The organism is Sphingobacterium sp. 40-24 (genome assembly GCF_001899705.1).
Classification (GTDB): Bacteria; Bacteroidota; Bacteroidia; order Sphingobacteriales; family Sphingobacteriaceae; genus Sphingobacterium; species Sphingobacterium multivorum.
The window spans coordinates 1-25,977 of the sequence record NZ_MKWH01000038.1; the positions used below are offsets into that span (position 1 = coordinate 1).

General features: G+C 45.7%; 32 protein-coding genes and 1 pseudogene. 1 reads left to right on the forward strand and 32 read right to left on the reverse strand.

Annotated elements, in window-relative coordinates:
* Window positions 1-4 precede the first annotated feature (4 nt).
* The 32 genes and pseudogenes from BGP15_RS15805 to BGP15_RS26990 form a co-directional block, all read right to left on the reverse strand.
* A complete protein-coding gene (locus tag BGP15_RS15805) occupies window positions 5-1,351 on the reverse strand; it encodes a PHP domain-containing protein (RefSeq protein ID WP_286770042.1) in 1,347 nt (448 codons plus the stop codon).
* Window positions 1,352-1,405: 54 nt separating this feature from the next.
* Window positions 1,406-2,362: a restriction endonuclease gene (locus BGP15_RS15810; protein ID WP_286770043.1), complete on the reverse strand. Its 957-nt coding sequence runs from the start codon at window positions 2,360-2,362 to the stop codon at window positions 1,406-1,408.
* A gap of 186 nt (window positions 2,363-2,548) precedes the next feature.
* Window positions 2,549-3,196 carry a hypothetical protein gene (locus BGP15_RS15815; RefSeq protein WP_286770044.1) on the reverse strand — a complete coding sequence of 216 codons (648 nt, stop codon included), beginning with the start codon at window positions 3,194-3,196 and terminating at the stop codon, window positions 2,549-2,551.
* Between the two features lie 173 nt (window positions 3,197-3,369).
* On the reverse strand, window positions 3,370-4,065 hold the full coding sequence (locus BGP15_RS15820; protein WP_286770045.1) for a hypothetical protein: 696 nt from the start codon (window positions 4,063-4,065) through the stop codon (window positions 3,370-3,372).
* Window positions 4,066-4,093: 28 nt separating this feature from the next.
* A complete protein-coding gene (locus BGP15_RS15825; protein ID WP_286770046.1) occupies window positions 4,094-4,744 on the reverse strand; it encodes an NADPH-dependent F420 reductase in 651 nt (216 codons plus the stop codon).
* A gap of 113 nt (window positions 4,745-4,857) precedes the next feature.
* Window positions 4,858-5,457, reverse strand: a complete 600-nt coding sequence (locus BGP15_RS15830; protein ID WP_286770047.1) for a Crp/Fnr family transcriptional regulator — start codon at window positions 5,455-5,457, stop codon at window positions 4,858-4,860.
* Window positions 5,458-5,574: 117 nt separating this feature from the next.
* Window positions 5,575-6,105, reverse strand: a complete 531-nt coding sequence (locus BGP15_RS15835; protein ID WP_286770048.1) for a hypothetical protein — start codon at window positions 6,103-6,105, stop codon at window positions 5,575-5,577.
* 89 nt (window positions 6,106-6,194) lie between these two features.
* Window positions 6,195-7,010 carry a DUF4099 domain-containing protein gene (locus tag BGP15_RS15840; RefSeq protein ID WP_286770049.1) on the reverse strand — a complete coding sequence of 272 codons (816 nt, stop codon included), beginning with the start codon at window positions 7,008-7,010 and terminating at the stop codon, window positions 6,195-6,197.
* A gap of 28 nt (window positions 7,011-7,038) precedes the next feature.
* Window positions 7,039-8,265, reverse strand: a complete 1,227-nt coding sequence (locus BGP15_RS15845; protein ID WP_286770050.1) for an ArdC family protein — start codon at window positions 8,263-8,265, stop codon at window positions 7,039-7,041.
* Window positions 8,255-8,413, reverse strand: coding sequence for a hypothetical protein (locus BGP15_RS15850; RefSeq protein ID WP_286770051.1), 159 nt, complete (start codon window positions 8,411-8,413; stop codon window positions 8,255-8,257). The genes BGP15_RS15845 and BGP15_RS15850 overlap by 11 nt, the downstream gene beginning before the upstream one ends.
* Before the next feature lies 1 nt (window position 8,414).
* Complete coding sequence (locus tag BGP15_RS15855) at window positions 8,415-8,939, reverse strand: M23 family metallopeptidase (protein WP_286770052.1); 525 nt, start codon at window positions 8,937-8,939, stop codon at window positions 8,415-8,417.
* A 53-nt stretch (window positions 8,940-8,992) separates the two neighbouring features.
* Window positions 8,993-11,029, reverse strand: a complete 2,037-nt coding sequence (locus BGP15_RS15860) for a type IV secretory system conjugative DNA transfer family protein (protein ID WP_286770053.1) — start codon at window positions 11,027-11,029, stop codon at window positions 8,993-8,995.
* Between the two features lie 84 nt (window positions 11,030-11,113).
* Window positions 11,114-11,962, reverse strand: a complete 849-nt coding sequence (gene traN / locus BGP15_RS15865) for a conjugative transposon protein TraN (protein WP_286770054.1) — start codon at window positions 11,960-11,962, stop codon at window positions 11,114-11,116.
* A gap of 20 nt (window positions 11,963-11,982) precedes the next feature.
* On the reverse strand, window positions 11,983-13,146 hold the full coding sequence (traM, locus tag BGP15_RS15870; protein WP_286770055.1) for a conjugative transposon protein TraM: 1,164 nt from the start codon (window positions 13,144-13,146) through the stop codon (window positions 11,983-11,985).
* A gap of 15 nt (window positions 13,147-13,161) precedes the next feature.
* Window positions 13,162-13,560: a hypothetical protein gene (locus tag BGP15_RS15875; RefSeq protein WP_286770056.1), complete on the reverse strand. Its 399-nt coding sequence runs from the start codon at window positions 13,558-13,560 to the stop codon at window positions 13,162-13,164.
* A 19-nt stretch (window positions 13,561-13,579) separates the two neighbouring features.
* Window positions 13,580-14,200 carry a conjugative transposon protein TraK gene (traK, locus tag BGP15_RS15880; protein WP_286770057.1) on the reverse strand — a complete coding sequence of 207 codons (621 nt, stop codon included), beginning with the start codon at window positions 14,198-14,200 and terminating at the stop codon, window positions 13,580-13,582.
* A 21-nt stretch (window positions 14,201-14,221) separates the two neighbouring features.
* Window positions 14,222-15,364, reverse strand: coding sequence for a TraJ family protein (locus BGP15_RS15885; protein WP_286770058.1), 1,143 nt, complete (start codon window positions 15,362-15,364; stop codon window positions 14,222-14,224).
* An 18-nt stretch (window positions 15,365-15,382) separates the two neighbouring features.
* The gene (locus BGP15_RS15890; RefSeq protein WP_286770059.1) at window positions 15,383-16,168 is read right to left on the reverse strand and encodes a hypothetical protein; all 786 of its coding nucleotides are present in this window, start codon (window positions 16,166-16,168) and stop codon (window positions 15,383-15,385) included.
* Window positions 16,169-16,170: 2 nt separating this feature from the next.
* Entirely contained in the window at window positions 16,171-16,845 is a 675-nt protein-coding gene (locus BGP15_RS15895) for a hypothetical protein (protein WP_286770060.1), read from the reverse strand.
* Window positions 16,846-16,898: 53 nt separating this feature from the next.
* Window positions 16,899-17,558 (reverse strand): hypothetical protein, encoded by a 660-nt coding sequence (locus tag BGP15_RS15900; protein ID WP_182982319.1) that lies wholly within the window; start codon window positions 17,556-17,558, stop codon window positions 16,899-16,901.
* Window positions 17,555-18,217: a hypothetical protein gene (locus BGP15_RS15905; RefSeq protein ID WP_286770061.1), complete on the reverse strand. Its 663-nt coding sequence runs from the start codon at window positions 18,215-18,217 to the stop codon at window positions 17,555-17,557. The genes BGP15_RS15900 and BGP15_RS15905 overlap by 4 nt, the downstream gene beginning before the upstream one ends.
* On the reverse strand, window positions 18,214-20,703 hold the full coding sequence (locus BGP15_RS15910; RefSeq protein ID WP_286770062.1) for a TraG family conjugative transposon ATPase: 2,490 nt from the start codon (window positions 20,701-20,703) through the stop codon (window positions 18,214-18,216). Before BGP15_RS15910 ends, BGP15_RS15905 begins: the two co-directional genes overlap by 4 nt.
* Window positions 20,675-20,986, reverse strand: coding sequence for a DUF4133 domain-containing protein (locus tag BGP15_RS15915; RefSeq protein WP_286770063.1), 312 nt, complete (start codon window positions 20,984-20,986; stop codon window positions 20,675-20,677). Before BGP15_RS15915 ends, BGP15_RS15910 begins: the two co-directional genes overlap by 29 nt.
* The gene (locus tag BGP15_RS15920; protein WP_028069947.1) at window positions 20,983-21,291 is read right to left on the reverse strand and encodes a DUF4134 domain-containing protein; all 309 of its coding nucleotides are present in this window, start codon (window positions 21,289-21,291) and stop codon (window positions 20,983-20,985) included. Before BGP15_RS15920 ends, BGP15_RS15915 begins: the two co-directional genes overlap by 4 nt.
* Before the next feature lie 42 nt (window positions 21,292-21,333).
* Window positions 21,334-21,639 carry a DUF4134 domain-containing protein gene (locus tag BGP15_RS15925; RefSeq protein WP_270089746.1) on the reverse strand — a complete coding sequence of 102 codons (306 nt, stop codon included), beginning with the start codon at window positions 21,637-21,639 and terminating at the stop codon, window positions 21,334-21,336.
* 7 nt (window positions 21,640-21,646) lie between these two features.
* Window positions 21,647-21,967 (reverse strand): hypothetical protein, encoded by a 321-nt coding sequence (locus BGP15_RS15930; RefSeq protein ID WP_286770064.1) that lies wholly within the window; start codon window positions 21,965-21,967, stop codon window positions 21,647-21,649.
* Window positions 21,964-22,311: a hypothetical protein gene (locus tag BGP15_RS15935; protein WP_270089744.1), complete on the reverse strand. Its 348-nt coding sequence runs from the start codon at window positions 22,309-22,311 to the stop codon at window positions 21,964-21,966. Before BGP15_RS15935 ends, BGP15_RS15930 begins: the two co-directional genes overlap by 4 nt.
* Window positions 22,308-22,943, reverse strand: coding sequence for a ParA family protein (locus tag BGP15_RS15940; RefSeq protein WP_286770065.1), 636 nt, complete (start codon window positions 22,941-22,943; stop codon window positions 22,308-22,310). The genes BGP15_RS15935 and BGP15_RS15940 overlap by 4 nt, the downstream gene beginning before the upstream one ends.
* A gap of 38 nt (window positions 22,944-22,981) precedes the next feature.
* Entirely contained in the window at window positions 22,982-24,163 is a 1,182-nt protein-coding gene (locus BGP15_RS15945; protein ID WP_286770066.1) for a relaxase/mobilization nuclease domain-containing protein, read from the reverse strand.
* Window positions 24,160-24,570, reverse strand: coding sequence for a ribbon-helix-helix domain-containing protein (locus BGP15_RS15950; RefSeq protein WP_286770067.1), 411 nt, complete (start codon window positions 24,568-24,570; stop codon window positions 24,160-24,162). The genes BGP15_RS15945 and BGP15_RS15950 overlap by 4 nt, the downstream gene beginning before the upstream one ends.
* Window positions 24,567-25,238 carry a hypothetical protein gene (locus BGP15_RS15955; RefSeq protein WP_286770068.1) on the reverse strand — a complete coding sequence of 224 codons (672 nt, stop codon included), beginning with the start codon at window positions 25,236-25,238 and terminating at the stop codon, window positions 24,567-24,569. Before BGP15_RS15955 ends, BGP15_RS15950 begins: the two co-directional genes overlap by 4 nt.
* Before the next feature lie 39 nt (window positions 25,239-25,277).
* Window positions 25,278-25,616: pseudogene (locus tag BGP15_RS26990) on the reverse strand (DNA cytosine methyltransferase); the annotation flags it as partial.
* On the opposite strand from BGP15_RS26990, the gene BGP15_RS15960 reads away from it, so the two are divergent.
* A complete protein-coding gene (locus BGP15_RS15960; RefSeq protein WP_286770069.1) occupies window positions 25,615-25,911 on the forward strand; it encodes a hypothetical protein in 297 nt (98 codons plus the stop codon). The pseudogene BGP15_RS26990 and the gene BGP15_RS15960 sit on opposite strands and share 2 nt — an antisense overlap.
* The last annotated feature ends 66 nt before the right edge of the window (window positions 25,912-25,977 follow it).

Consider the following 25,977-nt stretch of genomic DNA (forward strand, 5'->3'; position numbering starts at 1 on the left):
TTTTTTAGTGGCACGGTTTGACCGAAATCGATGGCATGGTCACTCCGAAATAGCCATTGACTGAACCGTCAATCCATTTAAGAGTTCCTCCGAAGTTTTCAGCATACCCTTTTTGGCAAAATTTATCTTGGTTTAAAAATGAAAAATCCTTCTTATCAACATGGGCATTGCCTAAAAGTCCAATAATATCAGCTAACGCACTTTTTCCTTTTCCTTTATTTCCTATTATAACCGATAGTTCTAAACCTAAAGGTAGTTCAAAATTGGAAAACCATTTTCCTTTAGCCCCTTTATATTGCGCGTCTGCTTCAACTTTAAGAGATTTGAGATATTTACCTTTCGCAGACAATATCCTTTTGAATAGCTCTGGTTGTTCTCCAATGAATACTCGATCTTCCGGTTCAAACAGTATTTGCCGGATTCCTTCAAAAGTTGCATCAGATTTTATCCAGCAATACCTTGCTAAGTCAGGTTCAAACAACTTTTCATACTCATGAGCATCAGATCCCCATAAGCAGGGTTTAAAGGACTTAAATTCTTTTAAAAAAAGTTCAGGGGTTTCTGTTTTTCTACCTAATGCAAACTGAATTGTGTTCGGATTGGAACTAAAAAATGCATGAGCACGAGAAAGAAGCACTTTTCTTGTAAGATGTTCTTGCGAATTCCATGCTATTTCGGATAGGTCTTCATCCGCAGGGATTACTATTAAATATTTATCCCTAAAAGTGTTATTTGTTGTTAAAATATTGTTTATATCCTTATCGTCTACTACAGCATTTGTCATACCGATTTGCAAAGCTGATCCTACAAAATCTGGTTGCTCACCTTTTAGCCTTTCACCAAGCTCGATAAGATTATTAATTTTGAGGGGTCTAAGCTTGTCTTTTTCTTCAACATCTGCCTCATAAATAAACCTAAGATCGTGAAGAAAATTTTCCTCTATATTTTTAATTGGCACCTCATCGGAAAATATAACATGCATATTTACCCTACCATTTTCTGTTGAGATTTTTTTGCCATCCTTATATTTATTTACTTGAATAATTTTATTTAGTCGAAATTCGATATTGGGTAATAACAGTATTTTCTTTATTTTTTCTATTTCTTCATTTGAAAACAATGTCTTAAGTTTTTCAGGGTTTTCTAAATATTCTACTTTTATCTTTTTATACCCTTCTATCGTAAAGTAATCTGTAATACCTATAATATGTACCTTTTTTTCGATTGCTGTTTTAAACAATTTTTGAACATACGTATCGAAGTCATCACCAAAATTATTTAGGAGAGCCGAATGAGGTGTATGTACATGGAAATCAGCTTTTCGCCAGAACGATCCGATTGTTTTATTCATAAGTTGATTTTTTATATAAAATTCGGCGTATGTTTACGTTAACCGAATTAATGGTTAGGGTTTAGTAAATGGTTCTTTGTCAATAATCGCTTTTCTTATTTTAGCCTTTAAATATTGGCTCAAATCTTTATCGTTTTCCAAGACGTTGAAAAATTCTTCAAGATCGGTCAACAATAATATAGCTTTGTTGACTAAAGCTTCTTTTGCTGCATTAATTCCCGAAGCTGAAAAGCCTGAGGCTGATATAAATATACCTTGAGCGTTTGTTCTATGGTATATTCGGCCCAAATGAGCAAAAATATCTTCACTTGCAATCTTATCCTTTTTCCATTTCATTTCAACCAAATAAATTTGATTGTCGATTTCTATAACGCCGTCAATCTGCTCTATAATACCCTCACCATTGTCACCTTTTCTTGTAAAAGCTTCTCGAACTAAAATGCCATATATCGAAAACAAAGAATTTAAAACTCTTTCAAGTTTCTTACCTCTTTCATGAGGATCTATATTACCAAATAGCGAGTAAAACTCCTTCTTAGTCTTTTCGATTTGCTCGCTCCTCTTTTTAATCTCTTGGACTTTTCTTTTATATTCTTCACTATGCTTTGACTGTTCTTTTTCCTTCTCCTGCTTCATTCTTGTAAACGCATCCTTTACATTTACTATATTCCTAATTTCAGACACTAATCCTTTGGCTTTATATTGGTCGTTTTCCCAACAATTAGTAAAGGACTCAAATTCAACGATTCGCTTTAGTACTTCTCGTCTTTCTCGAATAAATGTCTCTTTTTTCTCATTTAAACGGGTAAGTATTGTACGACAAATTTCATATTTATTTATACTGTCTTTGTCCGTATCCAATTTATCTGATAGGTCCTTAAAAAGACTCTCTTGCACGCCAGCACCTTTAAAAAACAACAATACAGATTTTTTTGAACGGTTTAGTAGTGGTATAGTTTCTACAATTAGCTCGAATAGTTCAGGCGGGTAGTGAAAAACATCTGTTTGCATATATTATTTTCTCTCAAACACTTAATTAATAACTATTTCCAAATTTAGCAAAATATTGGCAGTATATGGTGTTTGAACGGGAATTTGGCGCACGAACAAAAAACCCTGACCCAATAAAAGATCAGGGGTATCATTGGATTGTTTGGATTTACCTGTATTTACAGAAAACTGATGAAATGTTACAAATTATCTTGATCTACCCCTTTTATTGTTATTATCGTCTACATCGGGGATTGTACCATATCTAATATTCTGAATTGTGGGCTTTACGTATTGTTCTTCTTTTAAACCAGCGGCCTTAATGATACTTTCGGGAATGTTCGTGTTCAAAAGTTTGTTCCCGTCGTTTAGCTTAGGCAGAATTTTATCCTTAATCGTTTGTAGGACGGTTTGAGGACCTTTTGGGTGAGCCAGAACGTTAACAAGTGGCAGGTTAAAAGTAATAGAACCGTATGATTGATCGGGTACTCCGTAAACTATTCCTTTTAACATTGTTTTATTCAATTTTGCATTGAATTTAGCTGCTTCCTTTTTTTCGATGTACTTGTAAAGTTGCTGGTCAATATAATGTTCAAGATCCATGTCAACCGAAAATGCGTCCATGTATTTATCGGCAGGGTATTCAATCGGTGGCAAATTTTTACAGTGTTCCTCCGCTTGACGGATTAACTCTCGGCCTTTTTCGTCTTTTGCATAATAGTCGGTGTTACCTCCATGCCCCTCATTTTTGGCATAACCTGCATGAACGCCATTTATATACAGATTGGCGGTAAAGGCTTCCGTTTCGTCACTAAGTTGGGCGCTGTGATAAATGCTCTTTAGTTCGATTTTCATAATGAATTGATTAAATGATAAATTAGAGTCTGTTTTACTTTCACAAACTGACATAAAACAAAAACCCTGACTGTTTGAAGTCAGGGTATTAATAGATTATTAGTTTTTAGAAATGTATTAAAATATTATTTCTTAGCGGTTTGGATTTAGATTGGTTGAAATTGAATCAATAATTATCTATTGATAACTTTTAAGTCCTTAAAATATCCCTCTGTACCTATGTCTACCCATAAGCCAATTGAGCCGCTTTTAGTATTTCCTTTCATTTCATCGACAACAAACGAAGGGTGCTTTTGACCATTGATATAAAGGTGTACCTTACGATCGTTGATTTCCAAACGTAACGTAATCCATTCATCCAAACCTATATCTGCATAAGTCTCGTATGTTTCGGGAAACTCTTTCCGTAACCTATCAAACTTGTAGTCGGGATAGGAAAAATATTGTACCGAATGGTTTCGACGGAATTGATTTTCTGCCCTACCATTTGTTGGACGAATGTATATGGATTGAAAGTTCGTGTTGCTGTCATTAATATGGAATGCAACCCCTATAAATCCACGGGCAAAATCGGGTGCGCTTTCGAGCAAACGGCTTAATACCTTGACTTCAATAATGCCATTTTCAAAGTCTACACCTTTCAACTTGGCGTATGTGGGTTCATCCACGGTAGCAACCATGTTGTCTTTGTCAAAAGAAAGTGCCTCTAAATCCCTTTCCATTTTCAGCACTTTCTGTCCTTTAAGTTTTACAACCGATGCCTTTACATTATTCAGCTCAAACTCCTGTTTTTTAAAGGTTAGGTTTTGCCCCATTGCTACAATAGCAAAAAGGCTAAACAATAGGGTTATTTTATACTTTTTCATCATATCTAAAACAATATTTCCTCTTTATTAATTACAATTTGGCTTTTGCTTCTGCTACCGTAACGGTTCTGCCCAAAGCGCCAAATTCGTGCAGGTCACCGAAAACCTCGATACGGATGGACTGGTCTAAGCCACCAACTTTTATGCCATCAAAACCACTGTCTGCGATAAGTTGCTCAACGGAACAGTCGATTGTATTGTCATCCGTTGCATAGAACAGTACAGATTTTTCCGGTGTTTGAAAAGCTGTATCAGCCAATGAAACCGCTCCCAATGTACCAAAGGCTTTGGCAAATTTTGCCCCTTTTGGAAGTATTTCCGCATTCAGCTGTCCGGCACTTTCTTTATCACCTATGATTTTTTTGAAGCCTCCGTTTTCGTCCGGTGCAATGGGATTGGATGGGTCAATAATGATTTTCCCCTGTAATTCTTCTGCGTATTGTTCAAATAGTTCTTTGATGGTGTTGAACCAAACAGACAATACGATAATGTCAGCTTCCTTAATAGCTTCTGCGGTTTCGGTAGCGGTTGCAAGGCTTCCTAACTGCTCGGCTAATGCGTTGGCATCCTCTATTTTTCTACTTGCAATGATGACAGGTCGGTTTCCTTTTACAAGGTTTTTGGCAACTGTTTTACCGATGTTTCCCAAGCCGATTACGGCTACTTTTGATGTTATGGACATACTATTTCTTTTTTAGAATTAAACAATAATCTTGATAGTGCAAAGTTGCATCAAAGTATGGCTTCGCTCCAATGAACTATGTCAAGAAATAGTATTGATGTAGTTTAAGACTTCTACTTTACACGGCGGTTTCTCAACCTGCTTAGAAACTCTGGCGTGATGCCCAAGAATGAGGCAATTTGCGTTTGGGGCAAGCGGTTGGACAAATGGGGGTACACCTCGATAAACGAGTTGTACCTATCTTCGGCGGTAGAGCTTATATTTTGCAATAGTCGGTTTTGTAGGGTAACAAAACTGTTTTCTATCAGTACCCTAAAAATCCTGTCAAACTTGGCAACCTGTATATAAAGGGCGATGAGGTTATCATAACTTATCTGCAAAACCATCGTATCTTCCAATGCATCGATATTCAATTCGGACGGTTTACGCTCGTGGAAACTTCCGATATTCGTCAGCCACCAATTTTCGGAAGCAAATTGAATAATATGTGAATTGCCTTTTTCGTCCACTTTATACATCCTCAAGCATCCCCGAATGACAAAGTTGAAGTGGTTACAAACGTCACCCTCTTGAAGAACATATTGCCGTTTGCGATATAATCTTGGTTTGAAATAGGCAGACACGAGTTCCGTTTCCTCGTCGTTTAGAGGAATAAGATTATTGAAATAATTTATCAAAGGTTCAACCGATGATTGCACTAATTCGTCTTTCATTTTATAGAAACATTTGTAATAACACAAATTTACAACTCTATAAGTAACTCTCTATTAATATTTCAATCAATTTAAAAACCCTCTTATCTCGATAAAGAAAAGATAAGAGGGTTATAGTTAATCAGAGTTTATAAAAGACAGATAGAACGTTTCAAATGGCGCTTTTGGTTTATGGGTTCGGACACCCGAACGGATACCGGATAATTTTTCAAAACGGCTCAATGAAAAAATATTGACTGGAATACGGTGCTTCTTTTTGTTGTAATAAAACTCTCCGTGGTCATCGGCCAGACTAAACCTTGCATTTTTACCGATCTGCCACGTTGCCACCTTGCAATCAGCTACACGGCCACTTATTCCGTTATCGAATATGGTATGTATTTTAGCGTTCGGGAATTGGATTTTAAGCCATGTAAACTGTTCTTTAGTTGGTAATAAACCCAATGAAGCAAATGCACTCAAACAGGGCGGATCAACCCAATTGGGGTGATAATGGCAAAAGCACAACAGATCGCTTGCGGAATGACCGACAAAAAGATGGGTGACGGATACAGGCAAGCCGTCCGTCACCAACCACATACCTTTACAGACAGGAATACGGACACCGTTTTCATTCCAATGTTCTTGGGTCAATACCTGATTTTCCATTGTATAAGGAAACAGAATGTTATCCTCGACTATAGTGATATGTGGTGCAAAGAAGTTCCGTACTTCGGACTTCAATCGGAGAAATACCATTACCTTGCAACGCCACGTCCGTAGCCTCTGCTTTCCTGTTTATCACGAAGATTAAGCACGAGGTCTTGAACGGTTTTCTCATTGCCTTTATCTTTTTGTTTTTTATCGGCCATCATCATATCGGTCAATGCGCGGTTATATCCCTCACTATATCCCTCGCTCTGCGGTTCAAACCTACCTTTTAGGTTATTGATACCTCTGAACACCAAGTAAGATATACCGCCATCCAAAAGCACCGATAGGATAAGCCGTTTTCGGTCGGAACGGATACCCTTGTTGTCCGTAGCTGAATGTTGGATTTTGGTTCCATCTGTTAGTTCTACCACTTCACCGTTACGGAAAGCCTCCTGTTGCTTTTCCGAAAGTTCTTCGCCGTTTACTCTGATCGGGGCCTGTACTTCGTCGGGTTCATACGCTATAAATTCCCTCGTCAAGTCGTCATATTCAATGATGACTTTCTTCTTTTTGTTGCCGTCAATCTCCTGTTCCTTGCTGACTACGTGCTGTTCTCCTGCGATCAGGGCTTTTTCCTCGTCATCGCTCAATAATGGATGCCATTGCGGTTCTCGGTAAATGGGATGTATGTTGAGCTGGACATCGCCGAGCTCATTCCGGGTAAGGGATAACTTGGCATCGAGTTGACGGATGGCAAGCCCGTCGATGTTCAGACCCGCCATGCTCAACATATCGGTTCTTCTCCCTGCAAGCAGGGCATCGATATTCTCCGGACTGATACTGAACCCTCCGTCTTTGTAAAGCCCCAATTTTTCAAGTTCACTTAGGGGCATTTCATTTTCGTTGATGGGATATTTCATGATGTAATTGTTTGTTAAGTTTTAGATTTTATCTTCTGATACCATAGGCGGCAACAGCTTCCTTTTCGGCGTGTACCGGGCGGTGCAGTTCTTCACTTACCTTAACAGGATCGGGATGCTGTTTGGCGTGGAGCAGTGAACCGTATAGCCGATCAGTTTTCGATAGCGGGAAAATATTTCCCGTAGTCAGGTCTTCCACACGCATACGGCCACGTTTCAGATGACCTTGCACTTTGTAGACGGCATTGTTATAGGCAATTTCATCACCTATAGAAAGGCTGCTTTCTTTTGTCCTTTGTGGTCTTGCTTCGGCCCGTTCCTCGGCCTGAACATTAGCGGCTGCTTTGATTTCCCTTTTTTGCTCAAATGCCAAAAGGTAATTAAGGATTTTCTCGGCATCGGCAGCGGCGGCATGTATTTCAAAAGGTGTATCACGCAATATCTGTATCCAACTGTCCACGTAGGCAATGTGCTGGCCTGGATCATGGCCAATGTTGAGTTCCTGACCGATAAGCATCGAAGCGATTTCGGCACGGAGTTCTTCGCGGGCATACCCCTCTGTGCCAAAGCTGCCAATCATACTTCTATCCAGACGGTCTTTATGCCCCGTCCAATGGCCGAGCTCATGGAGCAGCGTGGCATAATACTTATCCGATGCGTCGAATTGTTCACGCATGGGCATAGTGATACTGTCGAGTGCCGGACTGTAATAGGCTCTATCTCCTGCTTTGTGGGTTATGTCTGCTCCCGACGCCTGAATGATATTTTCCGCTCTTTGGATAGCATCCCATTGGAATTGCTTTACGTCGGGTTTTACCAAAGGTTCGATGCCATCGACCTGTTGCGCATTGAATACCCATGCGCTGGTAATGATTGCCCGGTTCAGACCTACTTTGGCTTTTACAGGTTTACCCTGTTCATCTAAAACAGGCTTGCCCTGTTCGTCTCTTTTTGTAACAAGCTCATGGGTCTTGACAAATTGGATTAGGGATGCCTTTTCTCCCTTTCTTACTTTCCAACCTTTTGCAGATGCTTGGTTAAACGTCATCCAACGCGGGTCTTCACGGTCTGACGATAACAGCGAAAGGCTGTTTATTCCTTTGTAACGGTTACCCGTAATCGCATTGTAGGGCAGTTCAAAGACTGGACTGTTGCTGTTCCACGGCTTCTGCCACGGGGCTGTACCCTGTTCAAGTTTCTTGATAATGTTCTCCGCAACTATTTCATGCAGGGATTTTGAATTTTTACTGCTCATCTTCGTCCACCTCCGGGGATTCTTCGTCTGGCCATTCATCGGCGTATTCCACGCCATAAATGGCCGCTTCCGCTGGTGTCAGTCCAATGTCCTCACCACTGGCCAGAACACTTAATTTTTGTTGCAGTGATCTTAAATGATAGTCCATATTATTCGATGTTTAAGGATTGATCTGATTGTTCTTTTATCCTGCGTAGGAATTTCAAAGGGTCAAGGAATTTACCGTTGAATTTCACCGAAAAATGCAGGTGTTCTCCTGTCGCTCTGCCTGTGCTTCCGGTGATGGCTATGGGCTGTCCAGCTATAACTGTATCATGCGGTGAAACGAGTATATGGGAAAGATGCCCGTAAATGGTTTCTACTTCGCCATGTACTATACGTATGTACTTGCCGAGCAACTTATGTTTTCCGGTTTCTTTAACCCGGCCGTCAAGTACATTGAAAACGGGATCGGAACGGGCGGCAAAGTCAACACCGTTATGGTGTGAAGCCTTACCGCTGATCGGGTGGATACGGTATCCGAATGGCGATGTAACCTTTAACTTGTCCAACGGTGGGCTATAGTCGATAACCTGTCCACAAAGCATAAAGGGAACAAGCATCAACCACCCCCAAAAAAGGCTTGGTACGGCAATTCTGTTCCGTAGGTATGCGGAACGTTCGGATTTCTTCATGATGTTTTGGATTTTGGTTTAACGGCTTATATTCCGTTAAAAAAGTCGGGTGACTATTTTCTTTTGTTGTACTCCGTTATTTCACTTGGTGTGGGGAATTGTATGTTGTCCTGAACGGGAATAAACTGTTCGATAATTTCTTCAACCTCCCTGTTGATACGGAAAAAATTGTCCAATAGGATTTCTTCTTTTCGATCACCAAAGTCGTAATAGGTCGGCAGTTCCCGATAATTTGCTTCTTCTTTTTTGATGGCTTCCATGTCCAGATTGACACGGCAGTTAACCGCCGTGGTCTCGTATTTGCCCGTATAAGTTTCCATCGTATCACGGGCAACGATGCCGACGATTTCACCTGCTTTTAACGATGCTATCTTTCCGGCAGGAATCAGCGGTTCGAGTTTTTCATTTAAGGAAAGCGAGGTTTTCGTACGGTCGATGCTTAGGCTTTCTCCTGTCTGTTTGACCTTGCCAAACAAACGTTCCAGCCATTCTAATGTTTCTTTGCTCCTGACCGCACCGGACAGTACATTCCCCATAATGGACGTGATGGTTTCCGCTGTTTCTTTGCCGTATTGTTGGCGTAACATAGGCAACTCCTGAAGCCCCAAGACCACCCCAGAGAAATTGGATCTGCTCTGTGCCACAAGTAGATCCACACGGTGAATATACAAGCTGGTGGCCTCATCCACCACTAAACCGATGGGTAAATTGCCTTTCGTATTGATAAGTTTTGTCACCCGATTAAGTACCACCGACAGGCAAGCGGAGTTGATGCTCTGGGTTCGCGGGTCATTGGCAAGCACCAGCACACCGGGGTGTTTGGGGTTGCTGACCTGTAGTTCAAAATCATCCGCACCGAAAACCCAAAACGTTTCTTTGGTGGCCATTCTACTGATAAAGATTTTTAGCGTTCCGACTTGCCCCTCCAATTGATCGTACGATTTCGCCTTGTAGGCAGACATGAACGGCGACAAAAGGGAAGCAAGCTCCCCGTTACTGAACAGCACCGTAAAAATCTGTTCATAAGACAGATTAAGAAAGGCAAGTACATGGGGCAGACTGGAATAGCGTCCATCTTGATAGCTACTGAAAAAGTAAATACAGGCGGCAAGGAAGTTGATCGCAGACTGTGTAAAGAATTGGTCGCTACCACCGCTTTTGTCTCCCTTTTTCAACGCTTCAACGAGTGCTTCGGCCGTTTCCGAAGCATCTGCAAGGGTATTAAGATACTCCCGTTTCAAAGGGTTTACCCGTCGGCTCTTTTCGGGTTCGTTGAGATTGATAACATGGAAACGGTAATTCTTGCACCGACCGTTCTGTTTGGCAAGCAGGTAATGATAATAGGCTATTTGGCCGAGATCAGGGTATTTCAGATCGTATAGGCACATGGTGAACGAATTTGCCAGCATTTGACGGATGATCGGCATGATGATCCCAAACGATTTTCCACTGCCCGGAACCCCGCAAAGAAGCAGGCCCCTAAAAATATTTTCAATTAAGATGTACCCTTTACGGACTTTTCCTTTGTAATAGAACAACGTCGGGATGTTGATCGCATACGGGCTTACCACGGGTTCGGTCGGCTGCATAAAGGATTCTTCTTCGACGTTCCAGCGATCCTTTCCCAGATTGGAGCTTATGATCTTGGATACATTGTCCATTGCCATGTGTACCAAAATCGCTCCCGCAAAAGCACTCGTGACATAGGCGAGGTCATACCAACTGACCGATTGCCATATCGGGGCTGCTTCACGCCCCTGCAACCATAGGCCCGAAAAAAGGATAAGCATCCCCAATGCCAAAGGATATACGATCTGGGTCTTGGGATTGAGGTCTTTTTTCTTTCGGCTCAATGTTCCAACGGAGACCAGACAGATCAGCACGAGTGTAAAGAGTTTGCTGTTTATCAGTTCGGCATAAAACGGTACCCTCGAAAGTCTCTCCGCAAACAGGAACAACCCATTATCGGTTGTTCTTGTCATGAGAAAGCTATCTACATAGAAAAAAAGAAAGACTTCGAGGACAACGGATAGGTATATGCCAAATTGCAGGGAGCGGTAAAGGCCCTGTTGCTCTTTGGTTTCCTCCATAATAATTTGATTTTTAATGGCTGGTGGGCTGCCTTACGGCGGTCTTCCATGATTGTTGATTTTCAAAGGTTGGATACAGCCGACCTACAAGGTGTCGGCTTTCAGAATATCACCGTACTTTATTTTGAGGTTGACCGTACGGCCTGAAATCTGTTTTTCGGTGAGCGTTACCCGAAGTACCTTACTGCCGGGAAAGGTGGCCTTTTTCAGTACGAACACATTGCGGTGTCTTTTCTTAAACTCCGTCAGTGGCTGGTATTGCCACAAGGGTTTAATCTCAGCGGTCTGCACGTTCGTTGCTTTGGTGATCTTCTTATCCTCAATGAAAAACCGGAGTTCATCCACATTGTAAGAAAGGTTTGAGGTATTGGTAAATGATACGTCAAGAAAGATATAATCACCTATCGTGCTGATACCGTTAAGTACAATGCCTACACCGTATTCCTTTGTGCTTCGTACAGGATTGTGAACACTTTTTGTAAGCAGGCCGAGCGCAAGGTTTTTCATATTGCTACGGCTCAATCCGATTTCCGAAAGTTCCAAAGGCCGGGTGTGTTCCGGTTTGATTTCCAGCATGGCCGGAATGCTCTCGTCATTAACCCATAATGGGGCCGTTAGTCGGTATTGCGCCACGAAGTTATCGCCTACAATGGTAACCGTTCCGAGTTCATAATCGAGGTGTTCTGTCTGCGTGGTGTCCTCGTTCAATTTGATCCGCAACACGTTTTCAAGGGGCAGGTCGCCCGATACATGGTGCGAAGCGATGTCAACGTATTGGATGGGTTCGGGTGAAAGGATATGCACCGTATGTCCACGGTGCAGGCTTAGTTCGGGAAGTGTTCCTAATCGGGTATCCGTAGCCTGTTGACTGTGTGCGGAATATCCGATACAACATAAAAGGAAAAGGATAAGAAAATGATGTTTCTTTTTCATGGTGAAATCTTAAAGTGGTTTTACTGTTTGTAGTTCTGTTGGTTTTGGCGGAGTGCCTGGGGATCGATGAGGTACACCATCGTATTGAATTTTAGTTTGGCCCTGTTCTTCCGAATATGCTTTGATACGGCGGTCGTTGTGGATTGGAACATCCGCTGAATGGCGCTCATGACCAACTGGCTATTGTTTTCGGCCTGTTGTTGCAGGGTAATTCCCTGTGTGGTGTTACCGCCAAGCTCGCGGCTAAACTCCCTGAATGCCGACGCGGGCACGTACAGTCCGGGTGAACCGTCATTGTCGTAGATTTCCAACCGGACGGGCAATATGTTGTTTTCGTGCATAATGGAAGTGATGGTAAGCAGCACCCGTTGTCCTGAAAAACCGGAAATCCTTGCAAATACGTGTGTACCTTTCTTAACGATGTGCTGGCCGACCAATAGGTCATCCATAAGCCGTATCCGTAGACGGGAATCGGCATAACCCGTTATGTTTTCGTCAATGATGGCCTGTATGAAAGTATTGTCGCTTTCGGGTCGGATGGTGTTGAATGCTCCCTGACCTGTACCGTATTTGGAAACGGAAAGACGGGGCTGGTTTTCGAGTTCCCTTTTTTCTTCTTCCGTGCGTTCACGTTCCCTGCGGGCTGCCTGTTCGTCGGGGTCATTCGCCCTTGCCATACTGTCCGCATAGGCCATCTGTTTGCGAAAAAGTTCCATCGGATCGGTCTTGTCCGGTTCCGCTTTGGTCGGTTCGGGTCTTCGCTGTAATGCCGAAAGGGCCTGTTGCAATGCTCGGTCTTGGTCATCGTTTTCCGAACCTCCGTTAGTGGAAACAGGTCGCTGATTTTTGAGCGCCCGCTCGATGGAATCAAGCCTGCGCTTTTCTTCCTCGTTGTAGAGTTCATCAAAACGGAATTGTTCGGCTCTTTCTTCCTGTAATTGGCCTATGGCCGTATAGCCATCACCACGGCGGTACTGCTCACGGTAGGCGGCAAGTTTGTCCGAAAGCGCACGGTTCTTGACGTCTTCCGATACTTCGGCAATCTGCCCCTGCAAGGGATCGCCCTCGTGCTGGGGTGCTTCTTCCTTTGCAAAACCTGTTTGGTAGACGTAAAAAAACAGGCATAGGAAAGGCAGCACTATGAGGGGCAACACATAGCGCGGTTGTCTGAAATTGATTTTCATGTTTGTTGGATTGTATTAGGGTGAATTTTGGTGTTTGTTTGCTTCGGCCAGTCGCTTTTCGAGTATCTGCATCCTGTCGATGGCACTTTCCATCAGCAGGCTGTCGGCACTGTCCAAGCTTTCCTTTTGCATAAGCGTGTCAAGGACGGTACGGATTTCAAGCAATTCCTTTAAAGCTGAAACGGTGGTGACAATACCGCCCATTCCGTCCATTAGTGGTTGTTGCATGGAAAGTTGTAAGGGTTCTTTCTTCGGTATTTCCTTTGGGAGAAAAAGAAAGCATCCAACAGAAACGAGGATGCTTACCACCATTGCAGAAAATACCGCCCGTGGCCGGGCTTCAAGAAACTGTTTGGTACGTATGATGCTCCCATCGATGTACTTGCCAAACTCTTTGTAAAAAGCTGCCCACAACGTGGTATCAGGTGGTCGGTTAAAAGTTATTTTTTTGAACATAGCTGATGTCTTTGTTTTCGAGTGTTTTCCATCGGGTTATCAGTACACCGTGACCATTGTTCTCCGTACGCATTTCAAGGTCCCGTAAATAACCCTCGGTGACCAGCGAGCGTATTACGGTAGAGCTTCGCCGATCTATGGTCTGTTTGCCGTAAAACTTAAAGTATTTCTTTACCGGATCGACGTGGATGGAGTCCGTCTGGATGGTGAGCACGGAGCTGGACGAAAGCACGGAGTTAAAAAAGCCTTTTTCCCGTAGGTTATTGTACTGCAATGCACCGGATTCATCGATCAAATACATCGCTTTTCGCATCTGGTATTCGATAAACTTCTCGTCGGGCGCGAGGGTAAAGAACAGCGAATGAAAAAGGTTGATATGTGTCCGGTATTCCACGGGCCTGTTTACCTCTACGTCGGTTTGGCTTGCGGACATGGGTACATTATTGGCATCAAGTATATACACGGATTTCCGAGCATTGCCGACCTGTTTGTAGGCAAAAAAAGATACCGCCATCACCATGAGCAGGGCGGCTATCAGGCTTGCCCCCGCAATAAAGGTGGCAAGTCTGATCTTGGCTTCGATATTTTTTATTATCATGAATTGAAGTGTGTAAAAGGTTTAAAACTTGGCGATCAGCTTTCTCGCCGTACGGGCTGCGTTGGAAGCACCGCGACCCATTGTGGCGGCTGCCGAGGTGATGCCTGATGTCGATACGATCCATGTGCTGATGCTTGGCACGGTGAGCATGGTCAGTCCTCCGATCAGGAACGTCACGATCACGATCCCAAAACTTAAAATCCCGTTGCCCGCAAACCAGCCCATCTTCTCCAATGTATCTCCCGTACTTTCAAGGAGTTGTTGATACCTTGTAATTTCGGCTTCCATTGCATACTGTTGGAACAGGCTGGCTACGTGCATGACCAGATAGGCAATTCCCGAATAGAGGTTAACGGCGATAAACCGGGCTATCCACGTACCAAAGGAATCCCTAAAGGCGGGTAAAATTGATACGGCAACACTAAACGGGCCCAATATGATAAGGATGGTCGAATAGATGATCTGTATAATGAATATGATATAAACGCAGATGCGCAATAGCCAGACGGCCAACGTTTCTAAGGTATAGGTCGCCAGTAGCTGTAACCCCACTTGCATACGGTTTTTAAGTTCGACTATTGGATTCCATACAGAAGCAAAACCCTCTTTTACGGTTGAGGTCACGGCATCCCATGCCTGACCGTACCACGTATCCGCTTCTTTTTCGGCAATCTCGGTTTCGGCCTGTATGGTGGTCAGTTGGTCGGCAACGTCCACCATGAGTTTTGCACGTTGCAGGCGTAGGTTGTTAACTTCGATCTGTCCGCTGTCAAACAGGCTTTCCGTCTTGGCGGCAACGATGTCCGTGGGGTATGCCAGTACACGGGTAAACGTTCCCCACCAGATGATGACCATCACGAGCCCGAACGGCCGTAACAGTGGCATGATTTCCATTTTTTTGTCGCCCGCCATCATTTCGTATGATTTGATGGCAAAGAATATGAGCATGAAAATGGCGGCGAGGGCCTGTGCATCGGTGATGAACGTATCGAAGTGCGTCCATATCGTGTTTTTCATGCCTTTGAGAAAGTGCATAACACCCTCCTCATAGACCCCGTTCCCTTGTAAAAAATTGAACGTGTCTTTAAATGAGTCCGGCACATTTACAGGATTTCCCTGCAATAAAAAACGGGGCATTAGCCCCGTCATGTTCATAAAGTCCATAAAGTAATCTGATTTTGGTTATTGGGTTCTTTTTAGGATGTCCTCGGCAATCTGGACGTCGGAACGATCCGTTGCAAATTCCGGCAGATCGGGATCGTCACTACGTAGGCGGTCACGGTTCTTGGCCAATAAAAGGAATTTGGCAGCATAGTTCTTTTTGGCTTCCCATGCGGACTGTAGTTTCCTGTGTTCTCCAAGCAAACGGTGATAGGCCATGATACGGCTGCCTCGGTCGAGCGTAGTCGTTCGGGTCGCTTCCAACCGTTCTTTGAGTTCCGCACGTTCTTCGCTGTACCACTCCAATAGACCTTTATTTCTTAAATATTCTCCGACGTCCGGTGAAAGTCCGGCGAGCGGATCGGTGTCCGTGTCGCCCGTCAGGTTTCCAAATTCCTTGCGGTAATACAGAAGCCACAAAGGGTCGGCATCTGTGACCAGACCGGAATAATTGAGGGCCTCCGTGACCGCTACATTTCGGATAGTATCGGCGTGTTTTTTATAGGCTTCGTCCGTCTGTTGCATGGCCAGTACCATACCCATGCGCAAGGTCTGTGGGCCTGTACCGCTCAACGGTCGGCGGTCGGTCTTGGGGTAATTGGGGTGCCACGCCCAGGTGAGCCAATATTGGTAGTTCAGTCCCAAAAAACCTTTGGTCGGCGTAAACTTCTTTCGATCCCATTGCTTATGAACCACGCGTTCCTGTTGGTTCACGATATGTTTATCGGTCTGTCGCTTCACGTTCTGGGCCATCGTTCCCGTGGAAAATAGGAACAGCAGTAGCCAAATGATATTTATCTTTTTCATCTTTAGTCCTTTAGTAGATAATAGTTCCGTATGATCTCGTCCGCTTTGCGCTTGTCCATGTTGATAAAGTTTCGGTATGGGTTCGCCATTTTCAGTACGCCGTTGATCTTGGCATAATACATTGACCTCTCCATACTGAATACCAATGCCCGGATTACTTTCAGTTCCAGAATGATCTTCCGCATGAGGTGGTCTCTTTTTTCGTAGTCCATCAGCACGTTTTTTCCCTCTTGTAGCACGAAGTCGGAGACTTCGGCGGCAAGGTTTATGCCCCTGTCTTTGAGTTGGCGGGCGACGTCCTCGGCAAAGAGCAGCAACCACGGTTCGCCTTTGGCAGTTTCGAGCATCTTCGTGCTGTGGGTGGCGATGTCCTGTACGAGCCTCGAAATATGGAGCGCGGAGCGGCCGGACTTCAATGCCCGATCCACTTCGGTCAATGATCGGTGGATCATGTTCTGCACCAGCACCACGGAAGAAAGATTGACGTTAATATCGTCGATCCGTCCGCGGATATTGCCCAGCATATTGTTATGGGTCTGTTCGGAAACCAACCTGACCGCACCGTTTTCGTTTACGATGGCAAGATGCTTGGCATCATAGATGATCGTCACATAGCTTTGGGCGAAAGTCATCTTTGAAAGACAGATAAACAGAAGGATTATGAATTGTGTTTTCATCGATATAATTGTTTTTTAATGGTGATGAAGCTTACATGATACCCATGCAGATTTCATGGCTTAAATTCCTCCAATTGCCTTAAAATATTATCGACTATACGCTTGTCCTCATTGATATAACCGGAAAATGGATTGAGGGAATCGAGCAGCTTTTTTCGTGTCGAATAGTATAGGGTAGCCGCAAGCCCCCGTGATGCTCCTGCGATCTTCCGAAGCTCCTGCAGGACGTGTCCGTAAAGTATTCTCCTGTCACTTGCTTTCATCTGGTTAAGGTCACCGATACTGATAAAAAGTCCGGTCAGGTAGCGTGCGAGCTGCACGGCTTTTTCTGCCATATCTTTTTCTGCATCGATGGCAAGCAAAAGAAATTCGGGGTGTGTGGAAACAATGCCTATAATCCTTTTTTGTTGGTTTATGATCTCGGTGACTATTGGCGCGGATTCAAGCCCCATACTAAGCCCCTGCAATGCTGTTCCCAAAACCTGAAAACGGCTGTGCAACTGCCGATAGCGGGTTTTGAGTTTTGCCGTTTCTTCTCGGTTTACTTCCTCGTTGGCCGAGGTAATGGCCTGTCTGTTTCTTGCGGTGATCTGGCGGTCGTATTCATCTTTGCTGTGTTCGACCAATTGGTGGAGCAGTTCCACGTTGAGCTGTGCATTTGCTCTGGTCAAAGCTATGACCAAAAGCAAGAGGGTCAGGATAAAATATCTCATCGTTTGAGCAATTTTGAATTACGGATAATGTCATCGGCAATCTGTTTGTCGATATTGATAAACCCGGCGTATGGGTTGAGGGAGTTAAGGATACCGCGCTGTTTCGCCCAATACATACTTCTGTGCATCCCAAAGGTTACGCCTCGTAGGATGGTCAATTCGGTACGTATCCGGTTGAGCAGTTTTGCCCGTTCGCCCGCATCCATCAGGTTATCCTTTCCACCTTTCAGCACAAAAGTGCTGACCTCGGCGGACAGGTTCGTCGCCCGTGTCTTAAATTCCCGTGCGCCCGCTTCGGCAAATAGCAGGAGTACCGGATTTCCCCTTGCGATGTTCATTGCCTTTTCTACGTCGTTAACGATGTCAAGGGAAATGCTGGCAATGTCCTTTACGGTGAGCAGTGAACGGACAACGCCGGATACTTCGCTTAACCCTTTGTAAATCTTGTCCTGCAAATCGTTCACGATCAGGAGCTGGCCCGTGACGGCGAGCTGTCCACGCTGGATTAGTGTTAGGTTTCTGTTTACGTCATTGAGCTGGCTGTTCATCACTCCGGCATGGACGCCCGTTGCGGCTGCGACGGCGGGGTCGATGTAAATTTGACCTCTTGCATAGAAAACAGCAAGGGACAGGATCGTTATTGCAATAATTCGTTTCATGTAAAATCAGGTTTAAAGTATTCTCTTTGTGTTTCAACTGGCGCATTGTTCTCGTTCACCCGCCCGACAAAATCGCCCAACGCAAGACCGCTCTTTTCCATATCGGATACGAACGCCGTTAGGGCTTTTGGGTAGCTGCCATGATGTTTGGCGTAAATCTCCACGGCGCTTTTTTCGGGTTTTTCGGTCGTGAACGCCAAATGGTGGTAAATACTGACCTCCACGCCGTACACTTCCCCGACATTTCCCCGACGGATATAGAACTCGTTGAAACGGGCACGTCCGTCCTTGTTGTCAAGACGGTTGATCGTGAAAATCTTCTTCTGTTCGGCCTCGGTGATGGAAAGCAATTCGGCAACCTTTCTAAAATCGGCCTCGTTCTGTTGCAGCAGGATGATGGTATCCGAATTGTTTATGATGCTGTCCTTGATAATGGGGTTGCCGATGATGTCGTTGATTTCCTGTGTTACCTCGATGATTTCCCCCCAGAACTTCCGTACGGTCTTGTTTAGGTATAAAAGGAAATTTGCCATCATTGGTGAGGAAATGGCCCGCCATGCTTCCTCCAAGATCAGGGTTTTCCGGCGGTTCTTCCTGTGGCGCATCTTCTGCACGAACAGATCCATTATAATCAGCGTTACGATTGGCAGGAGCGTCTTGTTATTCTGTATGTTGTCAATTTCATAGACTATGAACCGTTCGTTGAATAGCGATTGGTCGGCATCTTCGTTCAGTATCGCTTCGTATTCGCCCCCTCTGTAAAACTTCTTTAATACAAACCGAAATTCTTCCACGTCAAAAGCGATGCTTTCTTCGTTCCTTATATCGGGGATTTTCCGAACGGCAAATTCATAAAAGGAATTAAAGTCCAACCTGTCTACGCGGTCTTCGATGGCTTTATCGAAATGATGGGCGTAATAGGCTGAAATGACATTGGAAATTACGTCACGCTCGACGGTGGTTACCGAACCCTCGGAACCTTTCCAGAGCAGACAGATCAACGTTATCAAAAAATCCTTTTTCTCGATGTTGTATTCTTCCTCGCTGATCGCAAAGGGGTTCATCGTAATGGGCTTTTCTTCCGAATAGGTGATGTACTTGCCCCCATAGGTGCTGCAAAGACCGGAATAGGAATGCCCCACGTCCACGATCACCACGTCCATGTTGTATTGTAGGTACTGTTGGACGATCGCATTTATGGCATAGCTCTTACCCGTGCCACTGCTTCCTAACACGAAGCGATTGCGATTTTTTATACGGCCTGTCCTCATAACGAGGTCCGACGGGTCCAGCGCAACGGGCACCCCTTGACGGTCGGTAAACCTTAGCAGAAACTCCGAGGGTTCGTCCGTCGGCAACCGTTCCTTGAAAAAGAAACAGAGGGCGGCATCGGCCGTCGTCAGGAACCAATCGTACTTTTTCAGTTCCACGCCAACGCCCGGCAAAGCACACCGGAACAGTTCCAATTGGTTGTAAGCATTGCGTGATGGGATGATCCCCTGTTGGAACAGGGCGGCTTCGATAAAATTGGCCGTTCTGTCGATCTTGTCCGTATCGGCGCATACGATCATGGAATAGTGCGCATTTACCAATAGCTGGTTATCACGTGCCACGTCTACCAATAAACGGTCGATGTCCTCCACGCACATGAGGTTGGCCGGATCGGGTACGCTCGAATGCCTTTTACGTTTTACTTCAAGTTTGCCAAGCGTGATCTGTTGGCTGGGTATTTCCAATAGCTGGTTATAGATAATGGTGCGATAACCGGGAACATGGTGTAGGAAAAAGAGGTTGTCCACCGGAAAATCGCGCATACCGTTCGTTTCATTTTTGGCCGTAAAGGTTCCGACCTTTTCGGGCAGGTCAACCGAATCGGTGTTGACCATGCTGATACAGCGGACGGCCCGGTCACCGATCCGCAACTCGCGGTCTGCTGAGCGGAGATTGTCCAACGTGATGTGTGGCTGCTCAAACTCTACGGCGAGCACCCTGTTTACAAAACGGTTTATTTCCGCTTCGGTAAGGTATGCAGGGTTAAGTGAGGCGCCGGAAAGCAGGTCAAATACTTTGGCCATGTTCTGCCCGAAAGTGGCCAGCACTTTTTTGTCATAGGTGTAGAATGCCCCTTTTTTGACCAGACGGGTAACGGTCAGATAGGTTCTGATCTCGGTATATTCCCGACCCTCAAAATGTTCTTGGTATTTCTGTTCCAAGAACTCGGTTGCAGGTTTGGGCTGGTATTTCCGTTTGATGAATACGTCGTGCTTTTGGATGATATGCCCCTCGCCAAGTATCTTGATGACGTTAAGCAATACCTGTTGGAAAGCGATATAGGCTTCGGGATCGGCACCATACTGCAGGACGGGATTGGTCAGTCGCATCACGACTGAAAAATCGCCCCGGTCGCCGTACAGTATGGACATCCCCTGATAATGGTCAATACCCACATAGGGCATTTCAAAGGCTGTCTTTCTTTCTGTTCTCATAGCTGATCGATAAATGTGCGGAGTGGATAAATACGCCTCGGTGGCGGGTTTTGTCATGGAGACCGTTACCCTGTTTCATGAATGTATAGGCAAGTCCTGCGCCCATCAGGGCAAGGGTGGCAAAGCCGCCCAGGATCAGGTTGGTCAGTGCGCCGATAAGTCCGCCGATGGCCAGACCACCGATAAGGGAACCTATGCCCCAATAGATAAACTTGCCCTTGAAACCGCGGTAAATAAGGGGCTTTTGCAGCCCCTTATAGACTGGATAACGCCCGTGTGTCATACGCCGAAAAACGCTTTGATGACCACCGACACGAGTACCAAGAACAGGCAGGAACCTCCCCACGACATCAACTCTTTATTGATGTCCTGATCTCCACTGTTCCACTTGATGTACACCCGTATTCCCCCAATGAGCCCGACGACCGCGCCGATGGCCAGAATGAGCGTCGAAATGGGGTCTACGTAGCTGGTCAATGATGATGTGGCGGCATCGATACCCACGGTACCACCTTGTGCGAATGTTGATTGGGCCGCCGAAAGGCAAAGCGCGGCCATTGCAAACAGTTTTTTAGTGTTTACTGTCATAGGGATAATGGATAAAAAGTGAATAAAAAAATGATAGGATTGTTAGTTTACCCCGAAAAGGGCCTTTAGTGCGGCACCGACGAGCGATAGGAAAAGGCAGGAAAAGAACCATCCCATGACCTGTGCATCGATATGATGCTTGCCGGACTGCCAGTTGCTGTACACCCGCAAACCACCGAGCAGCCCGCACACGGCACCGATGACAAAGGCAAGGTCAGAGAAGTTGTAATACCACGTATTGACTTCCTTGCGCACTTCCCTAAATTCGGCAAGGCCGGGCTGGGCGGTTGCGTACAGGGCAAAAAAAATGACAGTAAGGAATACTGCCACAAAGCGGATTGGTCGCATAATGGATTTAATAAGGGATGGCTTTGGTGTACTCGACCACGTCGTTTTGCATGAGCGATACGAGTTGCTTTAGGTTTATGCCCCCTGTGGATTGCAGGGGGCCGGACGTGATAACGGGTTTCCCCTCTGTTACCATAGGCTCGTTTTCTCTTTTGGATGGTTCGGGAACAACCCTTTCGGGCGGTGAATCTTCATCAAATGTCAATTCGTTTCCTCCATCGGCCGCGCGCGGAGCACGGCGTTGGATAAACAGGTCATACAGTACGTTTAGGGCATAGTAAATGCCATAGATGGCGATAACGCCGAGCAGGAATTGTGTCCAGTTCATAGATCAAGGGTTTTAATGTGTTCTTTGATGTATCGGGTGAGTTCGGGATGGGTTTTTAGAAATTGGTGCAGGCTGTAAGATATGATCTTGGTCATGTCGATACCTTTGGCAACTTTCAGTTGTTTGAGCAGAAAAAGGGTCTTGTCGTCCAGACGGATCAGTAACCGTTCACGCCCGGTCAGTTCATGGTTTTGGATACTTTCAAACAGGCGTTCCAGTGTTTCCGTTTTTTTCTTTGGTGTGTCCTTTGGTGGTTCTACCGGGGGGATTTCATTTGCCTGTGGCGGTTTCCCTTTCCGCATGGAATCCCGAAGCTCGTCGGCAAGGCTTTTTATTCCGCTCATAATGGTTCCTCCTTAGCAATGTACTGTTCATAGATCAGGTCTAAGAGCGGCAGGATAACGGGATATAGGATGATCGGTGTCTGGAATGTATTTACCCGCTGGAAGTCTATCCGGTCTGGCAGGCCGGGTGCGACCGTACCGAAACCGCGCAGGACATTTTCGACTTCCGTCCGGGTTTCGTACTTGACGGTGTTCTTGATACGGTTTGGCACGAAGATCAGGGGCGCCCGCTTGTTGATCCTGCCGATGACCATTGCAAACAGCAATGTGGAGTCCACCGAAAACTCGTCAAAGGCAAACGGACAGATCACCGCATCGGCGGCAGCAAATATGGGGATCAGACCATCGTCGTCCATCTTGCCCGGCAGATCTATCAGTACGATTTCGTTCCGTGACTTCCCCAGCTTCCGTTGCATTGCCGGAAAATGGCTGAGGTCGGCGGGTACGATTTCGTACAGCGGTTCATTTTCCAAGATTTTTGCTTTCTCGGCTTTGGCGGAAAGTGATTGCTGGTAATCCATGTCAAGTATCGTAACCCGCCGTTCCTGTTGCTGGGTCAGGTAGTTGGCGAGCAGCAGGGTGAGCGTACTTTTTCCCGCCCCGCCTTTTTGGTTTCCTATAAGTATGAGCATAGTGCGTGGGTTTTAAAGGTGTTGTTGATAAAGTGATGTCAGCGGGTATTTGTACGGGCTTTGCGCTTACGTCTCCGGTTGCGTCCGTGGATCGCTTCATCGTCGATGTCGTCGGAAATGTCGATCTGGATATTTGGTATCCATTGCTCGGATGTTCCCCGTACATGATCGGTATAGGTAGCGGTTTCTTCGGACGGCGTTTTCTGTTCCTTTTCGTTTTGTCCAGTCCTGTCCGCTTTAGTCTCTGCTCTGTCCGCTTTGGCAGATATTTCGGGTGTATTTTCCGATGGTGCGATAAATTCTGCCAACGGTATAAGGTCTTTGCCTTTATATACCATTTTCCTCGAATGGTCGATGACGGTATAACCGTATGGCGGTTTTCCGTCCTTACCGTGGAATATGATCTGTACCCCGAATTTGTCCGTTAGCATCTGCGCCATTGCCGACGTGTAGCCCGATGGAGCGGACGATCTATTGCCGGGAAGCGGGGCCGTAACATGGACAACCGCCGGATCGTACTGGCCACGGTACTTGGCAAAGACAGCGCGGAGCTGTGCCAGCCGAACGATGTCTTTACTGAATGTACCGATTTTGGCGTCCACTTGTTCCAAAGAGACCGCGCCTTGTCTTTTGCCGTAACGGCTGATCTGATATACCCCATCGGACAGTTTAAGCGAATAGCCCTGCGCTTCAAGTATCATCATGAATTGCGCCCGTGTGGAGAAACCATACCTCAATGCTTTCTCGATGTTCTTGTCGATCTCTTTCTTTTCGTCCACGCCCACGATACGGTTCAGTGCTTCGTAGGCACGGATTTTCTCGAAGCTGTCGTTTATCTTCTTGCCGTCTCGGTCTACCCGTGTGGAAACGATATGGATATGGTTGTTTGCCGTGTCCTTGTGGAATACCAAGAGGTAAGGTTGCTGGCCGTAGCCCATTCCTTTCAGCCATTGTTCGGCGATGGCTGTAAGTTGTTGCTTGCTATGGGAACGTCCTTTGCAGGAAATGACGGCGTGGAGCTGTGGGTACTTCGTCCGTTTACTGGCTGCGGATTGGGCTTCCAGATAATTGACGTAATCTTCTGGGCGGAGATTTTGCAGGGCCTGCAAGGCACCGAAACCCGATACTTTCATCAGTTCGCCTTTGTCCTTGTCCACTTTGTTCGTATTGTAACGCACCCCTTTGAACGTGGTTGACGGGTCAAGTATCTTGACGATCATGTCTGCCCCCTTATAAGCCTGATAAGCTGCCGGATGGACTGTTCCAATTCCCGTTGCAACCTGACATATTCGGTAAGCAAAGGGATAAGGTCACGGATAAGGAGAGCGTGCAACATTCCCTGCTGTTGCAGGGTATTGGCATGTTTCGCCAATTGATTGATGTTGTTGCCGGATCGGCCGATCTCTGTGCCGATATTGTCCAGCAGTTTCATGACTTCCGTTGTATTGACCAGCATCTTTTTGGAATGTTGGAGCACACGGATACGCACGATGTCCGCGCGGCTTAGGCCAAGTGCTTTTTCAAGTTCAAGAAACTGCGTCCGTTCCGCTTCGCTCAACCGGAGCTCAAAGCGTCGGGTACGCTGTTCATGGGCTGTAGGTTTTCGGTTTCCTTTTCTGTTTTTCATGGTGCTTGGTGGTTCAAGGTGACGGACTGGATTGCCTTAAAGATTTCAAGGGCGACCTGCGGAACGATGGCGTTGCCGTAGGCTTTTATGCTTTCGGCCCGCCACGCAGGAAAGGTAATTCCGTCCAGTCTTTCGGAAAGCCCATCATCTCGGACACAAAACGGGGGTTCACTTGGCCATCCCGTCCATACGGGAATGTCGTGCCATCGACCTGTTCCGCTGTCGGCAGCACTTTCAGCAAACGCTTCTGTATTTCGTTGGGCATCCTCTCGGTTATTTCCTCTGCCGGGCTCCATAGGGAGATCAGGGCGTGGTACACCAGAAAATCCGTCAGGGAAACCTGACCGCCGTTGCCCCGCTCGTTCTTCCTGTCCTTTAGCCGTCTTCTGTCCTGCGCCTGTTCCATCGTTGTTTTTATATTGCTTATTTCTGTGGCCGTCGGCGTGGGCAACAAACCAAACCCGATCCCGTTGGTGTGGAGCGCCAACGGCAGCAGCCGGAATACACAAAACGATTGGTGTGCCGTCTTCAAGTGTCGGAAGTACATATCCTGCTGATCCGATTTCTGAAATGATGCTTCCGATAACGCGTCGTTGGAGTCGGATGATGGTACTTGTTGCAGGTTGCTCACTGTCCTGACAAAAAAGCTCAACCGCTTTGATCTCCATTTCAGAAAGACTATCGGGTTCGAGAATGGTGAACAGTCCAGTAACGTTTTCAAGAACGATCCACTCCGGCCGTGCTTCCTTAATAATTCGGATAGTTTCCGGGAAGAGGTAACGGTTATCTTTCGCCCCCTTTCTCCGTCCGGCTTGACTGAACGGTTGGCACGGAAAACCTCCGCTGATGATGTCGATATGTCCTCGATAGTGAGCTGCCCGAAAATCGTAGATGTCTTCATAGTGTGTTGTATTTGGCCAGTAATGTTTGAGAACGGTTCGGCAGAATGGGTCTTTCTCGCACGAGAAAACGTTTCGCCAACCCATCCATGAAGCGGCGATGTCAAAACCGCCAATGCCCGAAAAAAGGCTACCGTGTCTTAGCATGGTGATTGTTTTAAAGGTTTATGGATGTTTTGCCGTTATCGGCGTATGTGGTACGCTATGCAGGAGAAAAAGGGAGTTGCGACCTTTTTCCTACCCTGGTACAGACCCGCTCCATCGGAGCCGGGATGTTCCGGGGCAAGTTGGTTTTTGTGGGTACGGCCGAGGTACGAGAGCCGTACGTACAAAAACACAACTTGCACAATACAAAACAAAAAACAAGGGTTATACCGCAAGGGGCAAAAAAGTGGGTTTTTGGGGGTGTTTTTTACATATAGGTTCGGGGATGGCCGATTGATAAATCACTTTTAAATCGGTCATATATCCATATATACAGCTGTCGGTATAGGTGTTTATATGGATA